Origin of the sequence: Daejeonella sp. (genome assembly GCF_049655485.1) — a bacterium.
Taxonomy (GTDB): Bacteria; Bacteroidota; Bacteroidia; order Sphingobacteriales; family Sphingobacteriaceae; genus Daejeonella.
In genome coordinates, this window is the sequence record NZ_JBASJU010000250.1 from 1 (window position 1) to 18,928 (window position 18,928).

Genomic DNA, 18,928 nt, shown 5'->3' on the forward strand with positions numbered 1-18,928 from the left:
GTTATCAGGTGAGCAATCATCCAGAATAATAATTTCAAAGCTTTGAAAAGTTTGATTTAAAACAGATTCTATTCTTTGCTTTAAGAAAATCGAATGATTGTAATTGTGAATGATAACAGTTACTAACATTACATAAAATATAAATTAAATTGTTATAAATAGAAATTATTAAAAAAGTTTTACTACCAAAACAAAAAAGGCTCTCAGATTTCTCTGAGAGCCTTTTTGCGGTCCGGACGGGACTCGAACCCGCGACCTCCGCCGTGACAGGGCGGCATTCTAACCAACTGAACTACCGGTCCGTAGTGTAGGACTTAAAAATGATAGTTTGAATGTAAGTTATTCTGTAAGCTAGCGGCCAACGTGAAATGTTGTTGGGAAGTTTAAGGCTATATGGCAACAACTAACTATTACCTACTTAGACCGAACAAGAAGGGACTGTCTCTTATACTTCTCTATATGAGGATAGAATCCCAAAAGCAGATTGTGATTTCTACTAATGAATTTATTGAGCCACACTATTGGGATTCACAAAACTCGGACAGAGTAAGACTATGAACGAAGTAGCTTATTATGACTCTCTAGGTGAACTAACAGGCTTAAAAGGCAATACGATAAAGAGATACTTTAAATACATTGAAACAAAAAAAGGCTTAACCCTCAACGATTCGACTTATCTAATGGCATTAAAGAAAGTCCAAACAATATTAGATAGAATTGGAGAGACTGGCCCATCTAGCTATCTAAAAAAGCACTTGCTTAATAAATTCTTTCCCGGAGAATAGATCGATCCTCAGGTCTGACCAAGTTGTTCCCAAGTTGTTGTTTTAGTTATTCCCGCAGACTGAAGTGTGCAAATTTGAAGAAACAATGACAAAGTTCTATGCTCTTTCTTGGAGTATACGCAGCCTTTAAAGCTTGCGAAGGCTTGACCTTGTACTTCTGTCTTGTAAACCTTCACACCCTAAAACACAAGTAAATGGAACAATTAGAAGAAAATTTTACAGAAGAGATTACAGAAATCATTAGAGAGTTGGAATCAAGCAAAGCGTTTCCGGCTAAATTTACTGCCAGCTCAATTCTCGCTGCAGTGTCCACTGCTGTTGGCAGTAAATCGTCGAAGGCTGGCAAAAAATGATCTGAATCCATCCTCTGAGAAGATACTAAGCTGGCGAGGCTAACAGTTCTTTTAAAGCCTGAGTTTATATCTATTTCCTTGAGGCAAAGTACCGCCTCAATAGTATCGCTGGCTTATTGAAAGAGCAGACGCTTCATAATCAAGGGCAAAAGCTGCCCTTATATCACTAGAAACAGATTGTTCAATTCCTAAAAGACATAACGGAAAAACCATTCTACGTATGTCACGAGGGTACAGGTGCAGCTGACCACTTGATCCACGTTGATGTTGAAACAATAAAAGATAAATTAGTCTTTTATTGTGCCATTCATCATTTTTTTATGTGCCACAAGTCATAGATTACCATGAATTGTGAGACTAAGTTTGTGGTAACATTATAAAAACACTGCCGGATGTATAAGCAGATCAAACTTCGGAGATACAATTCATGTCTTCCTATATGTGTTAGGTTATATAAGAATTTTTTTTCATGAAAAAATGTTTCATTGCTCTAGCAATAATAGTATTTATGAGTTTTACTTTTATTGCTCAGGCACAAACTATTGTCACTCCACTAGGTGCTTCGATTAATTCTCAGATTAGTTTTACAGTTACTGGAACACCAACTTTGGCACCTTTTACTACTGAAAGTGACATCGAGAATGGCATTATCTCTGATGCGGTCAATTTTGCTATAAAATCTAACCGGCCATGGAAATTAACTATTTCTATTACCAATATCGTGGGCATACCACTTGCTGGCGGCCCCCCGACTATCACAGCGCCTATACACCCACTCAATGTTTCCTGGGGTGTAATTAATGGGACCGGCAGTACCGTGACCTCCTGGACCGTTTTCGCTAACACTACTAATACCACATCTGCGCCGATTGTAGCTAAAACCGGTGCGAGGGGCGCTCCGGCTGTGAGCGGAAATACATTCACGTTGAGATACAAAATGATCCCTGGCTTTGCTGTTGATCCGGGTACTTATGCTTTAGAAGTAACTTATGTTGTGGATGCTTTGTAAAGCCACGCTTTTATTTCAACTTTAGCAAGTGGGTTAGTTTTTTGCCAAAATTATACTGTATGTAGAAAAAAATATACTCCTATCCTCCGGATTTAGCATATAGCAAACCATAGTCAAAGAATTATGAGGTTGACGAGTAAACTCAAATTGCAAGGTAATCACTAACCTCAATCCATTACAAATGACGTCACATCAAAAGCTGCAATACTATAAATAGCTATAGTAGATTTATGTGCGTTTAGCGAAAAGTGAGAATGTTGAGTAAGCTAAAAAAATAGCCATTAAACAAAAAACCCCCAGAACCTTACGTTTGGGGGCTTTATTGCGGACCGGACGGGACTCGAACCCGCGACCTCCGCCGTGACAGGGCGGCATTCTAACCAACTGAACTACCGGTCCGTTTCTCTTTCAATATCTGCCTTTAAGGCTAAACCTGAATTATTCAGGAAAGATACAATTTTTTTTGTGATCCCGCTGGGATTCCCCGTTTTCCAACGGGGTAAACTTCTCATCCCAGAGAATTTCTATTTCGTGCTTCGCACATTTTTGTGATCCCGCTGGGATTCGAACCCAGGACCACTACATTAAAAGTGTAATGCTCTACCAGCTGAGCTACGGAATCATTATTAGAACTACTTTCGAGATCGTTTTTCTTAAAAGTGAGGCAAATATACGGCAATAACCCTTACAGTGCAAATAATAAAAAGGTTAATTTAGAGATAGTTCTTAACCGCCTAATATTCAATTAAAAACATTAGTTATTGACCCTCTCCCTCTACAAAAAACCCTGCAGAAATCAGGCAAAGGAGCCCTCTTTCATCTTTTCTGCGTTCTCTGCCAGTTGCAATTGGTCGATAATTTCCTGTATATCGCCATTCATTACATTGGGTAAATTGTATATGGTTAAACCGATGCGGTGCTCAGTAACCCTTCCCTGGGGATAATTATATGTTCTTATTTTCGCTGAGCGGTCGCCGGTTGCAACCATCGTCTTGCGTTTTTTGGAAGTCTCCTCAAGCATTTTTGCATGCTCAAGTTCATAAACACGGCTTCTTAAAACAGCGAACGCTTTATCGAAATTCTTCAATTGAGATTTCTGATCCTGGCATTGTGCAACAATACCCGTAGGAAGGTGAGTTAAACGCACTGCTGAATATGTGGTATTAACCGACTGTCCGCCCGGACCTGAAGAACAGAAAAGATCTTTCCGGACATCATTCATGCTTATCTGTACATCAAATTCGTCTGCTTCGGGAAGAACTACCACAGAAGCTGCCGAAGTATGTACACGCCCTGCAGTTTCGGTATCAGGCACACGCTGTACGCGATGAACACCTGACTCATATTTTAACTGCCCGTATGCATCTTCACCGTTTACATTAAATACCACTTCTTTATAACCGCCTGCTGTGCCTTCGGTCACATCAACCACTTCCATTCTCCAGCCCTTACGCTCGCAAAAACGCGTATACATCCGGTAAAGATCGCCGGCAAAGATCGCCGCTTCATCGCCACCTGTACCGCCGCGGATTTCAACAATCGCATTCTTACCATCTTCAGGATCCTGCGGAATAAGCATCATCCGTATCTTTTCCTCAAGCTCTTCCTGTTGCGGAATAAGCTCTTCAAGCTCCATTTTAGCCATCTCACGCATTTCTTCATCCTTTTCGTTTGAAAGAAGCGCTTTGTTAGCATCGATATTACTCATGACATTACCGTAGACCTTATACTCATCCACAATTTTGGTAAGATCCTTATATTCTTTATTGAGCTGGGCAAAGCGTTTCATATCCCCCATGATAGCTGGGTTACTAAGTTCCCGCTCGACATCCTGCCAGCGCTCCTTTATTAATTCTAATTTGTCTAACATCTTATTGATTCGGATTGCAAAGATCCCGGAGAACGGGCTTTGCTAAATATTTTACAAAAATACGGCTTTTTAATATAATTAAATAGACCCGGAAAGAACAGGAATATTCTATGACGAACAGGCTGGGTCAGATGCGGGTTCGAAATACTTTAATTCCAATGATTCTCCATCAAAAACCGCATACGAGCTAAAGTGGACCCACTCACCCAGGTTGATGTAACGGCTGGTACCTAAAGGTAAATCCAGAGGAAGATGCCGGTGACCAAAGATCAGGAAATCATAATACTCCTGCTTAAGCAGGTCTCGGGAATAAATGTAGAGCCATTCCTTTTCCACGTCTTCCAGACTTTCCAGTTTTTCATTCTTCGCCCGGCTGTCCTTAGACCAGCTCTGTGCAATGCCAATACCAAAATTTGGGTGCAGGCGCGCAAAAAGCCACTGGCATAATTTGCTTCGGAAAACTTTCTTTAAAAGTTTATACTTATGATCTCCCGGGCCAAGGCCATCGCCATGATGGAGGTAAAACTTCTTCCCATTTCTCTCCAGGATAAGCTCATCAGATATTATGTCGATACCCAGCTCCATTCCAAAATAATCGAACATCCACATATCGTGGTTGCCTTTAAATAAAGTTATTTTTATCCCTGAATCACTCAGCTCGGCAAGTTTACCCTGGAAACGGATAAAACCGCGGGGAATTACTGTGGTATACTCAAACCAAAAGTCGAATACATCCCCGACAAGAAAAATCTCTGCAGCGTCCGACTTTATCATATCCAACCATCTCACGATGCGGTCTTCCCGCTCCCGGCTGCTTATGTTATCAGGAACCCCAAGGTGAAAATCAGATGCAAAGTAAATTTTGGTTCCGGGCATGAGTCCAAAAGTACATAATTTTTATATTCCCCCTTTCTCAAGGTCTTTTCTTAATTTTAGAAAATATTAAGCAATTTGGTATGAAATCCACTCTAACTTTCTCTCTCTTAAGTATTGCTTTGATCAGCGGCCAGATGGCTGCCGCACAGCATACAAGCCCGAATCTTAATACAATGAATTATCCTAAAACAGATAAAACCGAGGTCTCCGACACCTATTTCGGAACGGTTATTAAAGATCCTTATCGCTGGTTGGAAGATGACCGCGCAGAAAACACCAAAACCTGGGTTGAAGCGCAAAACAGAGTCACACAAAATTACTTAGGAAAAATCCCTTTTCGGGATGAAATAAAAAGCAGGCTCGAAACGCTGTGGAACTATGAGAAGTATACAGCGCCGTTCAAAGAAGGTGCTTATACCTATTTCTATAAAAACGACGGTCTCCAGAATCAATATGTGCTTTACAGACAGAAAGATAAAGGCACGCCTGTAGTTTTCCTTGATCCTAACAAGTTTTCGACCGACGCGACCACCTCATTGGCAGGAATCGAATTTACCAAAGATGGAAGTATGGCTGCTTACCAGATTTCGGAGGGAGGTTCAGACTGGCGCAAAGTGATTGTATTAAATACCAGCGATCTTAAACAAACCGGTGATACGATGACGGATGTTAAGTTTTCAGGCTTGTCCTGGAAAGGTCAAGAAGGTTTTTATTATAGCAGTTACGATAAACCTAAAGAAGGGAGCCAGCTCTCCGGCTTGACGCAATATCATAAACTTTTTTTCCACCGTGTGGGGACAAAGCAGTCGGAAGATATCCTTGTTTTTGGAGGCGATAAGACACCAAGGCGATATATTGGAGGAAATGTAACTGAGGATGATCGTTTCCTGGTTATTACTGCTGCCAACTCCACTACGGGGAATGAACTCTACCTGCAGGATCTTTCTAAACCAGGCAGTCCGATAATGAACGTAGTAAGCAATTTCGACAGTGAGCATTATGTAATTGATAATATAGATAGCAAATTGTACATCTATACCAACTTGAATGCACCAAATTACAGAGTCGTAACTGTGGATGCATCAAACCCTTCGCCAGAGAACTGGAAGGATCTTATCCCGGAAACGGAAAACGTTTTAAACGTGAGCACGGCCGGAGGAAAGATCTTCGCTAATTATCTGAAAGATGCTACATCCCTTGTGATGCAGTATGACATGAAGGGAAACCTGGAGCGCACAGTGACGCTACCCGGAGTTGGTTCAGCAAGTGGATTTAGTGCGAAAAAAGCAGAAAAAGAATTGTACTACACATTCACCTCTTATATCTATCCCCCAACCATCTTTAAATATATCATCGCCACAGGTCAGTCGATAGAATACAAGAAATCCGGGGTATCCTTTGATCCATCCTTATACGTGTCAAAGCAGGTTTTTTATAAATCCAAAGATGGCACTAAGATCCCGATGATAATTACCCACAAAAAAGGAATCGAGCTGAATGGTAAAAACCCGACCCTGTTATACGGTTATGGCGGATTCAGCGTCAGCCTTACCCCGGCCTTCAGTACTTCAAACATCGTTTTATTAGAACAGGGCGGAGTTTATGCAGTGCCTAATATCCGCGGAGGCGGCGAATATGGTGAAAAATGGCATTTGGCAGGTACGAAAATGAACAAACAGAATGTTTTTGACGATTTTATTGCTGCTGCAGAATACCTGATCAGCAATAAATATACTTCAAGTGATTACCTGGCCATATCGGGAGGATCAAACGGGGGACTGTTAGTTGCTGCAGTTATGAGTCAAAGGCCAGAGCTGTTTAAAGTGGTTCTGCCTGCGGTGGGCGTATTGGATATGCTTCGCTACAATAAGTTTACTGCCGGAGCAGGATGGGCTTATGATTATGGTACAGCAGAGGAGTCGAAAGAAATGTTTGAGTATATGCTTAAGTATTCGCCATACCACGCCTTAAAACCCGGCGTATCTTATCCAGCTACCCTAATCACAACAGCTGATCATGACGATCGTGTAGTTCCAGCACATTCATTTAAATTTGCCGCCCGTCTACAGGAATTTCATAAAGGAGAGAGCCCTGCTCTGATTCGTATCGAAACTAAAGCAGGCCATGGGGCTGGAAAGCCAACAGCCAAGGTTATTGAAGAGCAGGTAGATAAGTGGGCGTTTATGCTGTACAATATGGGGTTAACCTGGAAACCGTAAATTAGAGAATTAGAGAATGAGGTAATTTGAGTTAGCAAATGAGTTGACAGTCCATCCCATTTGCTAATTTCCAAATCTGCTAATTTCCGAATTTGCTAATTCAACTTAGCCGAAAACTCATTACCAGGCTTGCCAATAGATTTGTAAGTTCCTTCACCGTTAAGTATGGAAGCCAAAACGGTTTTATTTCCAAGTATTTTAAGAGATTCGCTTAGGTCTGTATCGTATTTAAATCCCTGTTCAAGTCTGCCTTTTTCAAAGAAATACCGGGAAACGATCTCTGCTTCAAGTACTTTTCTGATCTCATCTTTAAATTGAGCGAGGTCATTTTTCTTGCTGCTGGATACCTTTATCCTTAATGCATCGTACTCGGTTTTGATATCAGTCAATTTGCTTTCCCGTTCAGCTTCATCACGTAAATCATTTAAGATACGTTCAGTGCGGGTGTTATAATTATAATCACGTGTGGACAAATACGACACGAATTTTGCGTATTCAGCATCTGTAAGCTTAAAGCTTTTTGCATCTGGAATGGATTCACGCTCGTTGCGGTACAAAGTAGCGTAATCAAAAATGTGGTACTTAGAAGCGAGGGTTTGAGTGATCAAATTGTATCTCAACGGTTTTACAAATACGTCCGGGTAAATGCCGCTTCCATCGTAAACCGATCTTCCGGCTTTAGTCTTATATTCTGTAATTAATGAATCAGCAACTTTAACCACGCTGCCTTCGCTGTCGCGATGAGTATAGTCAAGAGCCTGGATACATCTTCCTGAAGGAGTGTAATACTTGGCAACCGTTACTTTCACCAGACTATTGTAGGGTAGATTAAATGTTTGCTGAACTAAGCCTTTACCAAAACTTCTCTGACCAACCACCACTGCGCGGTCAAGATCCTGCAATGAGCCAGCAACTATTTCTGAAGCAGACGCAGCCCGGTTATTAACCAACACTACTAAAGGAAGGTTCGGCTCTTCCGGATTGTTGTTAGTTGTGTAAGTAATCGACTTTTCGCTATTTCTACCTTTCTGAATAACTACGGTGACACCTTTATCTACAAAGAGATTCACAATTTTGACGGCCTCCTGAAGGATCCCGCCGCCATTGTATCTCAAATCGAGAACAAGCCCTTTCAGTTCATCCTTTTTAAGATCGAGAAGGGCATTCTTAACTTCCTGACCTGAATTCTCCAGAAACTTATCCAGTTTAATATAACCTACATTTCCCTCAAGCATCCCGTAATATGGCACATTATCCTGTCTGATCTCTTCTCTCTGAAGATTGATCTCCATTTGTTTTTCCGTGCCTGGTCTTAAAATCAAGAGCTTGACGGGTGTACCTTTCGAACCTTTAAGCATAGAACTTACTTGTTCATTTGCCTTTCCTTTCAATGGAACCCCGTTAATTTCTAATATTTCATCGCCAGCACGAACACCAGCTTTTTGCGCAGGGAAACCCTCATAGGGTTCGGCTACCAGAACCTTACCGCCGCGGTTGGAAATAGTTGCACCAATCCCACCGTATTGTGTACTTACATATTTAAGTTTATAATCTTCAATATCAGACTCAGGAATATATTCAGTATAGGGATCGAGATCATTAAGCATGGCGTCAATCCCTGTCTTCATCATTTCAGATGAATTAACATCGTCGACGTAATTAATACTTAAGTTCTTGTATACCGAGGCAAAGATCTCAAGGTTTTTAGACACCTGGAATAGATCCTCGACGAAAGATAAGGAGAAGAGGGAGATAGCTAGAGTCACAATCAGGATTTTCCTCTTCAACGCAGAGCTTTTCGGTTTAGAGTCCAAGGAATTCTTCATACAATAAATTTAGGATACTTAAATGTACGAAAAACCAGTGCTATTAGTATAAGCAGGACTCAGAAATACTTTTATAAGCTATTTGTAATAAAGGAATTACAACCTGTTGGTTTCTAAATGAAGCATTCCCTTTTTCAATGTGAAAACCACATATTCCCTGTTACGTTTAATTCTGGTCATTAAACGAGTAATCAGTTGTTCCTCCTGGCCTTCCTGGTACGCGAGGTCTTCCTCGCTCAAATGATTGTATTTACGTTTAACTTTTAGTTTTAAACGCTCCCAATCTGTATTACTGATACTGATCTCTGCCATGGCGTGAATTTGCACAAAATTAAAGTTTTATCCCGACAATTGCCAAGATGTTTTAAAGATTGGATGTTCATGCAACTTATTCTAAAGAATAAACGTCTATTTGTTACGTTTACCATGAGTACATATTTAAAATAGCGAATTATGAAGAAAGTCATTCTAATAACCTGCATGATGTTTACTACAGGCCTTGCGGCGATGGCGCAACTGCCTAATTTTGCTTTCGGAATTAAAGGGGGTGCCAACTTCTCTAAATTGGAAACAAAGGATGATCTGACTGATGAAGAAAGTATTGCCGGTTACCATGTTGGGATTTTTACCCGTTTAGGGGCTGTCGGACTTTACCTCCAACCCGAGCTTTACCTGGGTAGCAAGGGGAACAAATTCATTAAGATTGAAGACACGAACGGGAATCAGGTTGAAGCGAGTGGTAAGGTTAGATTTACAACACTTGACCTGCCTCTACTGGTAGGAACTAAAATCGGTCCCAGCAAACTGAATCTACGCTTTATGGCCGGTCCCGTTGCTTCGTTTGTAGTTGATGAAAACACCACGTTCGATTCTGCTTATCAAAACATTAGTGATTTTGATAATTACAAGAAACAGAACTGGGCATACCAGGCAGGCGCAGGTGTGGATGTTGGAAACCTAACGGTCGACCTGCGTTATGAAGGTGGTTTAAGCAATATAAGCCGGAGCGAAGAGTATAATCAAAAACAGAATTTATTTCATTTGAGTCTTGGATTTAAATTACTGTAATCAGTTACCTGTTGCCAGTTACCCGTTGCCAGGATAAGCGTCTAGCCCACCCAGCCTGGCAACGGGAAATTGCTAAGGGGGAACTGCAAACGGTTAAATCCCCTTTTACCTCTACAAATCAAGTTTAAAGGGAACACTTTCATTCCCCGTGCGGTCAACCGCTATTAAAACCACCCCGCTTAATGGAAGAGCTGTTGAATTACTTCCTGGTGCATTCTGTGGGGTAGTTGGAACCAATAAAGTGCGCTCCAATGTCAGGCCTCTGTCTTTAGCGTTCAACACGCGATAATCCCAGTTATTACCATACTTATAGTGAACCACCCATCTGAACACATCGTTCTCGTCAGGATGGGTCCAGCTGATATTGATATTATCGCCCGCAATGGAGGCTTTCGCCGATGGCGCTGCCGGAGCTTTATTATCCAGCCAGGGACTGGCTGGAACAAGAGCTGGCTTTTTGTATGGTCCATTCAAAAGCGCTTTTGAAAGGCTGTCGTTTTTTACCAGTGCAGTAATACTCCAGTGTACTGTCCCCTTACTTTTTGGTAGCATACCGCGGGAAATCATGATCTGATTAACAGTTTCATCATTATTCTTTTCACCTCCGCCTTTGTATACACTTATTCCAGGCCATAGATGTCGGTTCATTAGATTTTCAGACGACCACCATCCCAGTAATACCGGGAAACTTTGCGGAATCCTGTTGATATCCCAATAAAGTTGAGGTGTAAAATAATCGATCCAGCCCTTATTTAGCCAGAGGCGTGCATCAGCATACAGCTGGTCATATTGGTCAAATCCTTGAATCGATTCAGGATAACCCGGCCGCCAGATCCCAAAAGGGCTAAGACCGAATTTCACGTAATTCTTTTCTGCTTTAATCTCCTTGTATAGACGTTGTATTAGCGTGTTTACACTCTCACGCCGCCAGTCGCCACGAGAGAGTTTACCCCCATTGTCTTGATATACTTTCCAGCTTTTATCATCAGGGAAATCTTCATTCTTATTGTAAGAAGGATAGGGATAAAAATAATCGTCGAAATGTACGCCATCGATATCATATCGTTTTACAATATCCATCACTACAGACACCGTTTGGTCCTGAGTTTCCTTTTTCGCAGGATTCATCCACCAGTATCCCTCTTTTAGAAAAACGGAGAGCTCAGGGTGAGTCTTTACAAAAGACTTTTCAGAAAGTGCGCCACCCGACGTATGATGAGAACGATAAGGATTCAACCATACGTGCAGTTCCAGTCCGCGTTCATGGGCCGAGGCTGTCCAGAATTCCAAAGGATCATAATAAGGGTCCGGCGCTTTACCTATCTCCCCTGTCAGAAAATAAGACCACGGCTCCAGATCGCTTTTATACAATGCATCCGCCTGCGGACGAACCTGGAAAATAACCGCATTGAAATTATGCTTCTTTAGATAATCAAGCAGAACCAGTGCTTCCTGCTGCTGCTGTTGTGTACTTAAGCCCGGTTTACTTGGCCAGCTGCTGTTACCGACAGTCGCTACCCAGGCAGCACGAAATTCGGATGGTACTTTTGGGCCATCCTGTACAGGTGCAACCGTCTTTTCAGTTTTTACAGTGACACAGGCATTCAACAAAATAGCCAGGCCAGTAATAACAGGCAGTAGTTTTTTGATCATATCAGTATATTCTTTGATTCAACATTAGTTCTTTTCTGCCATCCATTCTGCAAGTGCAGTCTTAATTGCCACACCTAACTTTTTCTGATTAGCGGGGTTTTCGAGAAATTCTTTACTTACACCATTATCTCCCACTTCAAGCAGTACCCGGTAAGGTGCCTTATTTACATTTTCGTCGAGGCTGTAGAAAGCAAGCTTGCCGCTTGTTTTACATTTATAATCGTTTCTACCCGTTGAACTATCAAAAAGCACACCCCGGTCTTCAAGTCCTGTTGCGGCACTAATGGCTTTAACCAATCGGCTGGCAAGCGCACGATTTTCAGCTTCATATTTATCTCCTTCATGGATAAAACCCCATATAGCATGGCGTTTGGTGCCTCCATTATTGTGAACAGAAATAAATACCTCCGGCTCCTTCTTATTTGATTTCATTAGTTCCCACCCGTATCCGGATAGTTGGCCATTTATCACTGCCGAAGTTTGTTCGATAATGGTATTGCTGCCAACATTCGCATGATGTAGGTTCTTCCTTCCCATGCTCCAGACTTTATACTCTTTCATACGAGGTCCTGCTGCCATAGCTGCCTCAACTATTCCGTTGCAAACCGCTGCTTCGCTGAAGTTTACTCCTGTATTGGTCTGGTGGGAAGGTTGCCAGACTACTACAGCGCGCCGTAGAGGGGGATCGGGCAAGGCTAAATTATTATCCTGTTGGAAGTCGATAGTAGAACTAATTAATGAAGTTCCGAGGCAAAGTAAGCTTAAACTTTGAAGAATTCTTGTTTTCATGGGGACCACTTTTGGGCATAGAGTTATGATTAAATAATATTTATAACCTTAACTTTGATTGTATTTGGTTCTGAGCAAGCACTCGAGCAGAACAGAAAAAAAAGCGGTTAAGTAAATCAGGATTTACTTAACCGCTTTCAAAGTTATCTTAAAAAGGCCATTCAATACGCTTCCTTAATTTCATAGCGCATTTGGGCAATATAAAAACTACCTGTTGAGGGTATTATCCAATGCTGGTCTCGCAGTATTGGTGGTGGCAGTTACCGTAATATCACCTCGGGCACCGATAGTGTATATACGTCCCCTGGAAAACGATACAGCAGCTCTGGTAATAACATTTGTTGTTGAACCTGCATAACGAGTACTAAGGTCGTAAACGCCGTTAGGTACGGCAATAAATGCACTTCCACCTTTATATGCAACTGCAGCTCCAATTGCTACCTCCGCGGTTGAGTTAGTGTTTTTAGCATATAGTATCATCGGATTTGCATTCGAAATTGCATTTACAAAACGAACATAAGCTCTTCCTGTATCGATAACAGCGGGTATAGGATCTTCAAGTATAAATCCATCAACAGATTTACTTGTCGTATTGTAAATACCGCTCTGGAATAATGAATAGTACTTGCCGGTCTCGATCGTACCATTAATAGATGATATCGCTAAATCTTTGTCCGTTGCTGCAGCGATTTTTCCTTTGAAAGTATACTGACCTGGCATTATCGCAGAATAAAATCCACCAGCACCTACGCCACCGAAAATTACACCAGTTACTGACTCAGTTCCCGTCGTCGAGCTAATTGCTGTCATCTTGGTATCATTTGCATAGAAATTAACTCCCGGAGAACTTACACCGAAATTGAAGAACTTGATCCGTGCCTGAGGTGCATCTCCGGTTATATCCTGCACAGCATTTTTCTCACAAGAGTATAATGCTGTAATACAAGCTAATAATAAAATATATTTTAATTTTTTCATATCTGATAATTAAGGTTGAGTAATCCATAATGGTTTTGTGTGGTAATCCAAAGCAAGTCCGCCGATAGCATCAAGAGATGCTTTGTTCCAAACATATTCTGAGTTATAACGCGGACGAATCCTTTGCACAACTTTTCCTCCATTATCTACATATAAATTCGTCGGTGGAGTGAAGCCCAGAAATACCTGTTTTCCACTTGCCGGATCGATGTCGGTATAATTATATCTGCGCATATCCATCCAGGTTTCGTTATGTCCCCAGCCCCATTGTGCAATATATTTTTGCGACATTATGTGGGATAAAGTTAACCCAGCGGGAGTTGTTGGGACGATTTCAGGTGATGACAAAAATGCATTTTTCTCGGCAGCCGTAATCTGGGTTGGAGTCTGACCATTGTCAGTGTTTCTGGCATTCACAAAATCAATATGTGACGAAACTCCGTTCCTGTAAGCTGTTAAAGCCAATGCTTTGTTGCCCATTCTGTATGCAGCTTCGGCCTTAATGAACTGCAACTGAGAGTAGGTCATTAATGGAATTCTTGCCTTATCATCAAAAATATACCTGCCAGGCGACTGAAGCCCTCCTGTTCCAGGATAACCATGAAAGTTATTTGGTGCCTGCAAAGTATTCAATGCACCGAAAGCAACCACATTTACATCCAGGCCACGGTACTGACCATCAGGTGACGGTGACAGCATTCTGGTTTTTCTCGGATCATCCACACCACCAAACTGATTGCCATTCATTAGGTTAAGGGCAAATTGTGTTTGTCTGTAATTTGTGATATTTCCTCTGGTGCGCCCCCAAAAATTGATGTCATCGTTTTGGGTGCCTGGATAAAATAACAAAGCGTCATCGGCATTACTACTAAATGACTTGTCCACCGCCGCAATAACATCTGCTGGTTTATAAGAAGCTTTATTTGAATAGTGATTGAGGTTTAAAGCAAGCATGCCATAAGCAAGCTTAGTCCATTTTGCGCGATCGCCATTGTATATCTTATCGGTTTTTGCTAAATAACCCTGGTTAACTGCGCCATCTGTTTTTTGCAAATTGGCAATGGCCGCATTCAGCAGTTTCTGCACCTCCTGGTAAGCATATTCCTGACTGTCATAATTAAATGTAAATTTAGTCTGGTCAATTGCTTCTTTAACAATGATCTCTCCGTGGGTATCGGTAAGTACCTGCCAACCCCATGCTTTTAGAATTTGGCCAACCCCAAGCAAATCCCAGCGTTGTTCAGCTTCTGCCTTGGTATTCATATCAACGAGATTTTGGCCAAGGGTCCAGTACACATCCCTCCATTGCTGGGCAGCATTATCACTTGACGGATCATAGCCCATTCGGTCCCAAGTGCTTAGCGAGGTACCAGGTAAAGTCCAATTTTGGGTGTAACGCCCAATAAAACGACCCTCATATTGGGGTGCAGTAACCATCCAGTGTAGCATAGGAGCCAGATAAAGGTTTGCTGCTACTTCCTGCGGAGCATTCGGATTCGTATTTACGTCCAGATACTTCTCACAACCAGTTGTCGAAATAAGAACAACTAGTATTATTGCATATATTTTTTTCATCTTGTTCCTCTTAATTATAATCCAATCCTTATACCAAAATTAATTCCTTGTGGAATAGGGAAATTTCCGAAGTCAATTCCAGCTGCGCCTGAACCACCGACTGCCGCTGAATTTCCGTTCACGATAGGGTCCAGACCTGAATAATTAGTAAATAATAACAAATCTGTACCAGTTACAAAAACACTTGCTTTCTTAACAAAATTTTGCCTTTGCAGCAATTTGTCTGGAAGTACATAACCTAAGGTTACATCTCTTAGACGCACCCAGTTGATATCTTTTTCAATGAACAGCTCTTCACTTATTCCTGTATAGAAGTTATTTTGAACGTTAGGAACCACCACAATATTATTTGCAGTAGGAGTTGCAGAATTTTCCTTGCCATCTCTAAGCACACCTTCAACAACTCTTGGCTCATTCCGGTCAAGTGTGCGCATGCTTAAACCTCTGGCTGTCAGAAACTGCTCAGTTGCATTTAGAACATCTCCACCTTTTCTGATATCAAAGAGAAAATTAAGGGAGAATTTCTTGTAGCGAAAGCTGTTAGTAACTCCTATTGAAAAATCAGGCTGACGGTCGTAACCACCATCAACAAACAAATTGGAACGTAAAGGCAAGCCTGTCGTGGGGTCAATTAATAACTGTCCCTGGTTATTTTTTAAATAAAATAAGCCGGTTAACGATCGAGTTGAAAGGCCTGGAGCAGTTCCATTACGAACGTTACCGAATAACCAAGTATCAGAAACATAGGATTCCGGCAACGCATTCGGTAGGGCTAACACCTTCCCTCTGGCGCTTTCAAAATTCGCCAATATATCCCATGAGAAATTAGGATTTAAAACAGGGGTTCCTCTTAGCGTAAGCTCTAAACCTTCGTTCCTTGTTTCGGCACCATTTAGGTTAAATAGAATATATCCCGTGGCGTAACTGCCCCGGATATCATTAACAATTTGATCCTTAGTTTGCTTGCGATAAACGGTTGCATCTAATCCTAACCTGTTATCCAGGAAGCTGAGCTCGGTTCCAATCTCATAGGACGTAGCAAACTCAGGTCTTAAACCTAGGTTAGGGCCCGTAAAGCCGTAGCCATATCCGCCGTTTGTAGTAGTTTTATACTCTAGTGCTGGGCGATAAGCATAAGGCCTTGCATCCTTTCCAACTTCTGCATAAGCAGCCCGGATTTTACCCGTCATGAATTTGCCAATTGAAGGAAATGCGTCGGAAAAAATAAAACTTGTTGACACGGATGGATAAAAGAATGAATTCTTATCCACCGGAATAGTGGAGGTCCAGTCATTTCTTCCTGTTACCGTAACATAAAGTAACTCCTTATATGCTAGAGTTGCACTTCCAAATGCGCTAACAAGTCGGCGCTGACTCAAGGTACTGCGGTTAAAACGTAAATTTGTGTTATTTACAGATACAAAATCCGGCTCCAAAAAATCCTGACCTTTTAGAGCATCTGTATTCGATCTCAGATCCTGAATTGCATTTCCAAGCAAACCATTTATCGTAATATTTTTAGTGATATTCTGGCTGTTGATATTAAAAATGGTCTGAGAACTAATATTCCGCGTGTTGTCATTTGCAATGTCAATTACACCGTTATAGGTATTTCCGTATGCGCTTTCAGGATGACGCAAAATAAGATTTTCGTTAGTGTAATTATCGACTCCAATATTTGTACGAAGATTTCCCCATTTAAAAGGCGTGAATATCAAGCCTAAATTTGATAGAATTCTGTTGTTTTTTGAAGTAATGATATTTTTCTCAATATTAAAATACGGATTATCTACCTCTGAAGCGGCAGCCAAATTGGTTAGCCTCCGACGGGTACCAGCTGGTGTAAGATAGTCACTTGCCTGATCTGTCTGTGGCCAAACAAGTAAACCTAATAACGGGCCCCCAACGCCTTTAAAGGATTGGTCGTTTTTGGCATAAGTATATCCCATAGAAAGATCCACTTTCAGCCAAGGCTTGATTTGCGCTTGTGAAGCTCCTGTTAAATTGATCTTATCATATAACGAGTTAGGAACAACCCCTTCCTGGTTCGTGTAAGAAGTTGCAAGTCTGTAGTTAATTGAATTATCGGGCGCAGCACCACTAAATGAGAGATTGTGCTTCTGTGTTAATGCAGTTTGGAAAAACCCATCCACATTATCATATAATTGAGTGCCCGGAGCATACGGATCTCCATAATATAAGAATGTTGTACTTCCCACAGCGCTCGGTCCATAAACCTGCTGAATTTCTGGTTTTGCCCTTGTCTTTTCTATTCTTAAGCTATTGTTATAATCAATACCACCTGTACCTGGTTTACCCCGTTTAGTAGTGATAACTATCGCACCATTGGCCGCATCGATACCATATAAAGCAGCAGCTTCCGGTCCTTTTAATACTACCAGACTCTCTATATCTTCAGGATTCAAGTCGGCAGAACGATTAGTGAAATCTACCCCGCGATTATTAAAAGCTGTTTGCGAACCAGGGGCATCAGATGCTAACACTCCGGTATTCAGTGTTTTATTGTCCATTGGGAGACCGTCAATAATCATCAAGGGTTGATTACTTCCGCTGATTGAACTGATTCCCCGGATAGTTATAGATGAAGAAGCGCCTGGTACACCTGAAGAACTATTCACTTCCACACCCGCTATTCTGCCCTGCAGGGCATTAATGAAATTTTCTCTTTGAGTTTGGGCAATATCAGCACCTTTCACACTTTGCTGTGCCGTACCCAAAGACCTCTGAGTTGTAGTTTGGCCTAAGGCAGTTACTACGACCTCATTTAGCGCGGTCGCATCATTACGTAACTGTACATTGATAACATTTTCAGCTCCGACAGTACGGTCCTGAGAGGTGGTGCCTATAAACCGAAATTGAAGAATTTGTCCGACAGAGGCCCGAATGGAATACGTTCCATCGCCTTTAGTTGATGTCCCGGTGGTTTCACCTTTAATTGAAATTGAAACACCAGGCAGGGGCAAACCATCTTCATCAGTAACCTTCCCTGCAACAGTTTTCACCTGAGCTACAGCGCTGGTTACGAATAAAAATATCCCCAACAACATTAGTAATGTTTTTTTCATACTTGAGATAATTAGTTTAAGATTAGATGATTATAAAATCATCTTTCACAGATTTGTTTAAAAGATTTTAAACACTAAAGTTTGGATTAATTGCAGAATTACGCAACTTTTATTAGAAAAAAATCAATAAATCCGTGCAAATTTAATTATAAGTGTATATTATACATAGTGTAAATTATACGCATTGAAGTATCTACATTTTTAAATAAATGGACTCTAACAGACATAGAAGGGTTGTTGTTAAAACCAAAGCCATAGTATTTAAAGTTTAGTTAGTGTATTATTTTATACAAATAAAATCCTGCAATATCTCGCAATTTTACTACCAGATTAGACTGTTTTGATTAAATTCAGGTATTGCATTATGTCTTGTTCCATAAAATTATCACCTAAAATTTTGCATTCCCGAAAAAAACCGCAAATTTAGTATGCTTGATTTCATTAACGATGAAGATAATTACTACCGGAATGCTAAAAAAAGAGCGTCATGCTTTTATAATTCGTCAAATAAATTTGCACAATAAGGTCCTATCCTCCGACCTCAGTTTACAGCTGCAGGTTTCAGAAGATACCGTCAGGAGAGACTTGAACGAACTTTCAGATAGCGGGAAAATGATAAAGGTTCATGGAGGGGCATTGTCTAAATCCTTTCACTTTCCTTATGAGCAAAAGGATGTATATGCCCAGGATGCTAAAAAAGAAATAGCCCGTAAAGCGATAAGTCTGATCTCAGAAGGAATGACCGTACTCACAGGAGGCGGAACTACAATGCTGGAAATGGCCAGGCTTGTTCCTGACGACCTGGAAGCAACCTTTTTCACAATCAGCCCTTTGGTAGCGT

The 18,928-nt window shown here is 41.2% G+C and carries 16 protein-coding genes and 3 tRNA genes; 6 read left to right on the forward strand and 13 right to left on the reverse strand.

What is annotated here, in order from left to right:
* Together WBJ10_RS10705 and WBJ10_RS10710 are read right to left on the reverse strand one after the other, a co-directional pair.
* Nucleotides 1-129: glycosyltransferase (locus WBJ10_RS10705; RefSeq protein WP_424290156.1), on the reverse strand; the 129-nt coding region annotated here is incomplete at its 3' end.
* Between the two features lie 99 nt (nt 130-228).
* Nucleotides 229-302 (reverse strand) — tRNA-Asp (locus WBJ10_RS10710).
* Nucleotides 303-554: 252 nt separating this feature from the next.
* Here WBJ10_RS10710 and WBJ10_RS10715 point away from each other — a divergent pair.
* From WBJ10_RS10715 to WBJ10_RS10725, 3 genes are all read left to right on the forward strand, one after another.
* Nucleotides 555-785 carry a hypothetical protein gene (locus WBJ10_RS10715; RefSeq protein WP_424290129.1) on the forward strand — a complete coding sequence of 77 codons (231 nt, stop codon included), beginning with the start codon at nt 555-557 and terminating at the stop codon, nt 783-785.
* A gap of 194 nt (nt 786-979) precedes the next feature.
* On the forward strand, nt 980-1,138 hold the full coding sequence (locus WBJ10_RS10720) for a hypothetical protein (protein WP_424290131.1): 159 nt from the start codon (nt 980-982) through the stop codon (nt 1,136-1,138).
* 508 nt (nt 1,139-1,646) lie between these two features.
* On the forward strand, nt 1,647-2,147 hold the full coding sequence (locus tag WBJ10_RS10725; protein ID WP_424290133.1) for a hypothetical protein: 501 nt from the start codon (nt 1,647-1,649) through the stop codon (nt 2,145-2,147).
* Between the two features lie 325 nt (nt 2,148-2,472).
* Here WBJ10_RS10725 and WBJ10_RS10730 read toward each other — a convergent pair.
* The 4 genes from WBJ10_RS10730 to WBJ10_RS10745 form a co-directional block, all read right to left on the reverse strand.
* Nucleotides 2,473-2,546: transfer RNA gene (locus WBJ10_RS10730), tRNA-Asp, on the reverse strand.
* 150 nt (nt 2,547-2,696) lie between these two features.
* Nucleotides 2,697-2,769, reverse strand: a tRNA-Lys gene (locus tag WBJ10_RS10735).
* A 174-nt stretch (nt 2,770-2,943) separates the two neighbouring features.
* A complete protein-coding gene (prfA, locus tag WBJ10_RS10740; protein ID WP_424290135.1) occupies nt 2,944-4,017 on the reverse strand; it encodes a peptide chain release factor 1 in 1,074 nt (357 codons plus the stop codon).
* A gap of 108 nt (nt 4,018-4,125) precedes the next feature.
* On the reverse strand, nt 4,126-4,893 hold the full coding sequence (locus tag WBJ10_RS10745; protein ID WP_424290137.1) for a UDP-2,3-diacylglucosamine diphosphatase: 768 nt from the start codon (nt 4,891-4,893) through the stop codon (nt 4,126-4,128).
* A gap of 80 nt (nt 4,894-4,973) precedes the next feature.
* On the opposite strand from WBJ10_RS10745, the gene WBJ10_RS10750 reads away from it, so the two are divergent.
* Nucleotides 4,974-7,112, forward strand: coding sequence for a prolyl oligopeptidase family serine peptidase (locus tag WBJ10_RS10750; protein ID WP_424290139.1), 2,139 nt, complete (start codon nt 4,974-4,976; stop codon nt 7,110-7,112).
* Nucleotides 7,113-7,207: 95 nt separating this feature from the next.
* On the opposite strand, the gene WBJ10_RS10755 is transcribed toward WBJ10_RS10750, so the two are convergent.
* Together WBJ10_RS10755 and WBJ10_RS10760 are read right to left on the reverse strand one after the other, a co-directional pair.
* Nucleotides 7,208-8,938 carry a S41 family peptidase gene (locus WBJ10_RS10755; protein ID WP_424290141.1) on the reverse strand — a complete coding sequence of 577 codons (1,731 nt, stop codon included), beginning with the start codon at nt 8,936-8,938 and terminating at the stop codon, nt 7,208-7,210.
* A 96-nt stretch (nt 8,939-9,034) separates the two neighbouring features.
* Nucleotides 9,035-9,250, reverse strand: coding sequence for a hypothetical protein (locus WBJ10_RS10760; RefSeq protein ID WP_424290143.1), 216 nt, complete (start codon nt 9,248-9,250; stop codon nt 9,035-9,037).
* Nucleotides 9,251-9,391: 141 nt separating this feature from the next.
* Between WBJ10_RS10760 and WBJ10_RS10765 the strand changes: the two genes are divergently transcribed.
* On the forward strand, nt 9,392-10,006 hold the full coding sequence (locus tag WBJ10_RS10765) for a porin family protein (RefSeq protein WP_424290145.1): 615 nt from the start codon (nt 9,392-9,394) through the stop codon (nt 10,004-10,006).
* Between the two features lie 111 nt (nt 10,007-10,117).
* Here the strand turns inward: WBJ10_RS10765 and WBJ10_RS10770 are convergent, their stop codons facing one another.
* The 5 genes from WBJ10_RS10770 to WBJ10_RS10790 form a co-directional block, all read right to left on the reverse strand.
* Nucleotides 10,118-11,659 carry a glycoside hydrolase family 10 protein gene (locus tag WBJ10_RS10770; RefSeq protein WP_424290147.1) on the reverse strand — a complete coding sequence of 514 codons (1,542 nt, stop codon included), beginning with the start codon at nt 11,657-11,659 and terminating at the stop codon, nt 10,118-10,120.
* Between the two features lie 24 nt (nt 11,660-11,683).
* Nucleotides 11,684-12,448, reverse strand: a complete 765-nt coding sequence (locus tag WBJ10_RS10775; protein ID WP_424290148.1) for an N-acetylmuramoyl-L-alanine amidase — start codon at nt 12,446-12,448, stop codon at nt 11,684-11,686.
* 207 nt (nt 12,449-12,655) lie between these two features.
* Entirely contained in the window at nt 12,656-13,426 is a 771-nt protein-coding gene (locus WBJ10_RS10780) for a DUF4397 domain-containing protein (protein ID WP_424290150.1), read from the reverse strand.
* Nucleotides 13,427-13,435: 9 nt separating this feature from the next.
* Entirely contained in the window at nt 13,436-15,001 is a 1,566-nt protein-coding gene (locus WBJ10_RS10785) for a RagB/SusD family nutrient uptake outer membrane protein (RefSeq protein WP_424290152.1), read from the reverse strand.
* Between the two features lie 14 nt (nt 15,002-15,015).
* Nucleotides 15,016-18,087 carry a SusC/RagA family TonB-linked outer membrane protein gene (locus WBJ10_RS10790; RefSeq protein WP_424290154.1) on the reverse strand — a complete coding sequence of 1,024 codons (3,072 nt, stop codon included), beginning with the start codon at nt 18,085-18,087 and terminating at the stop codon, nt 15,016-15,018.
* 468 nt (nt 18,088-18,555) lie between these two features.
* Between WBJ10_RS10790 and WBJ10_RS10795 the strand changes: the two genes are divergently transcribed.
* Nucleotides 18,556-18,928, forward strand: a 373-nt coding sequence (locus tag WBJ10_RS10795; protein WP_424290158.1) for a DeoR/GlpR family DNA-binding transcription regulator, incomplete at its 3' end; no start/stop codon positions are given.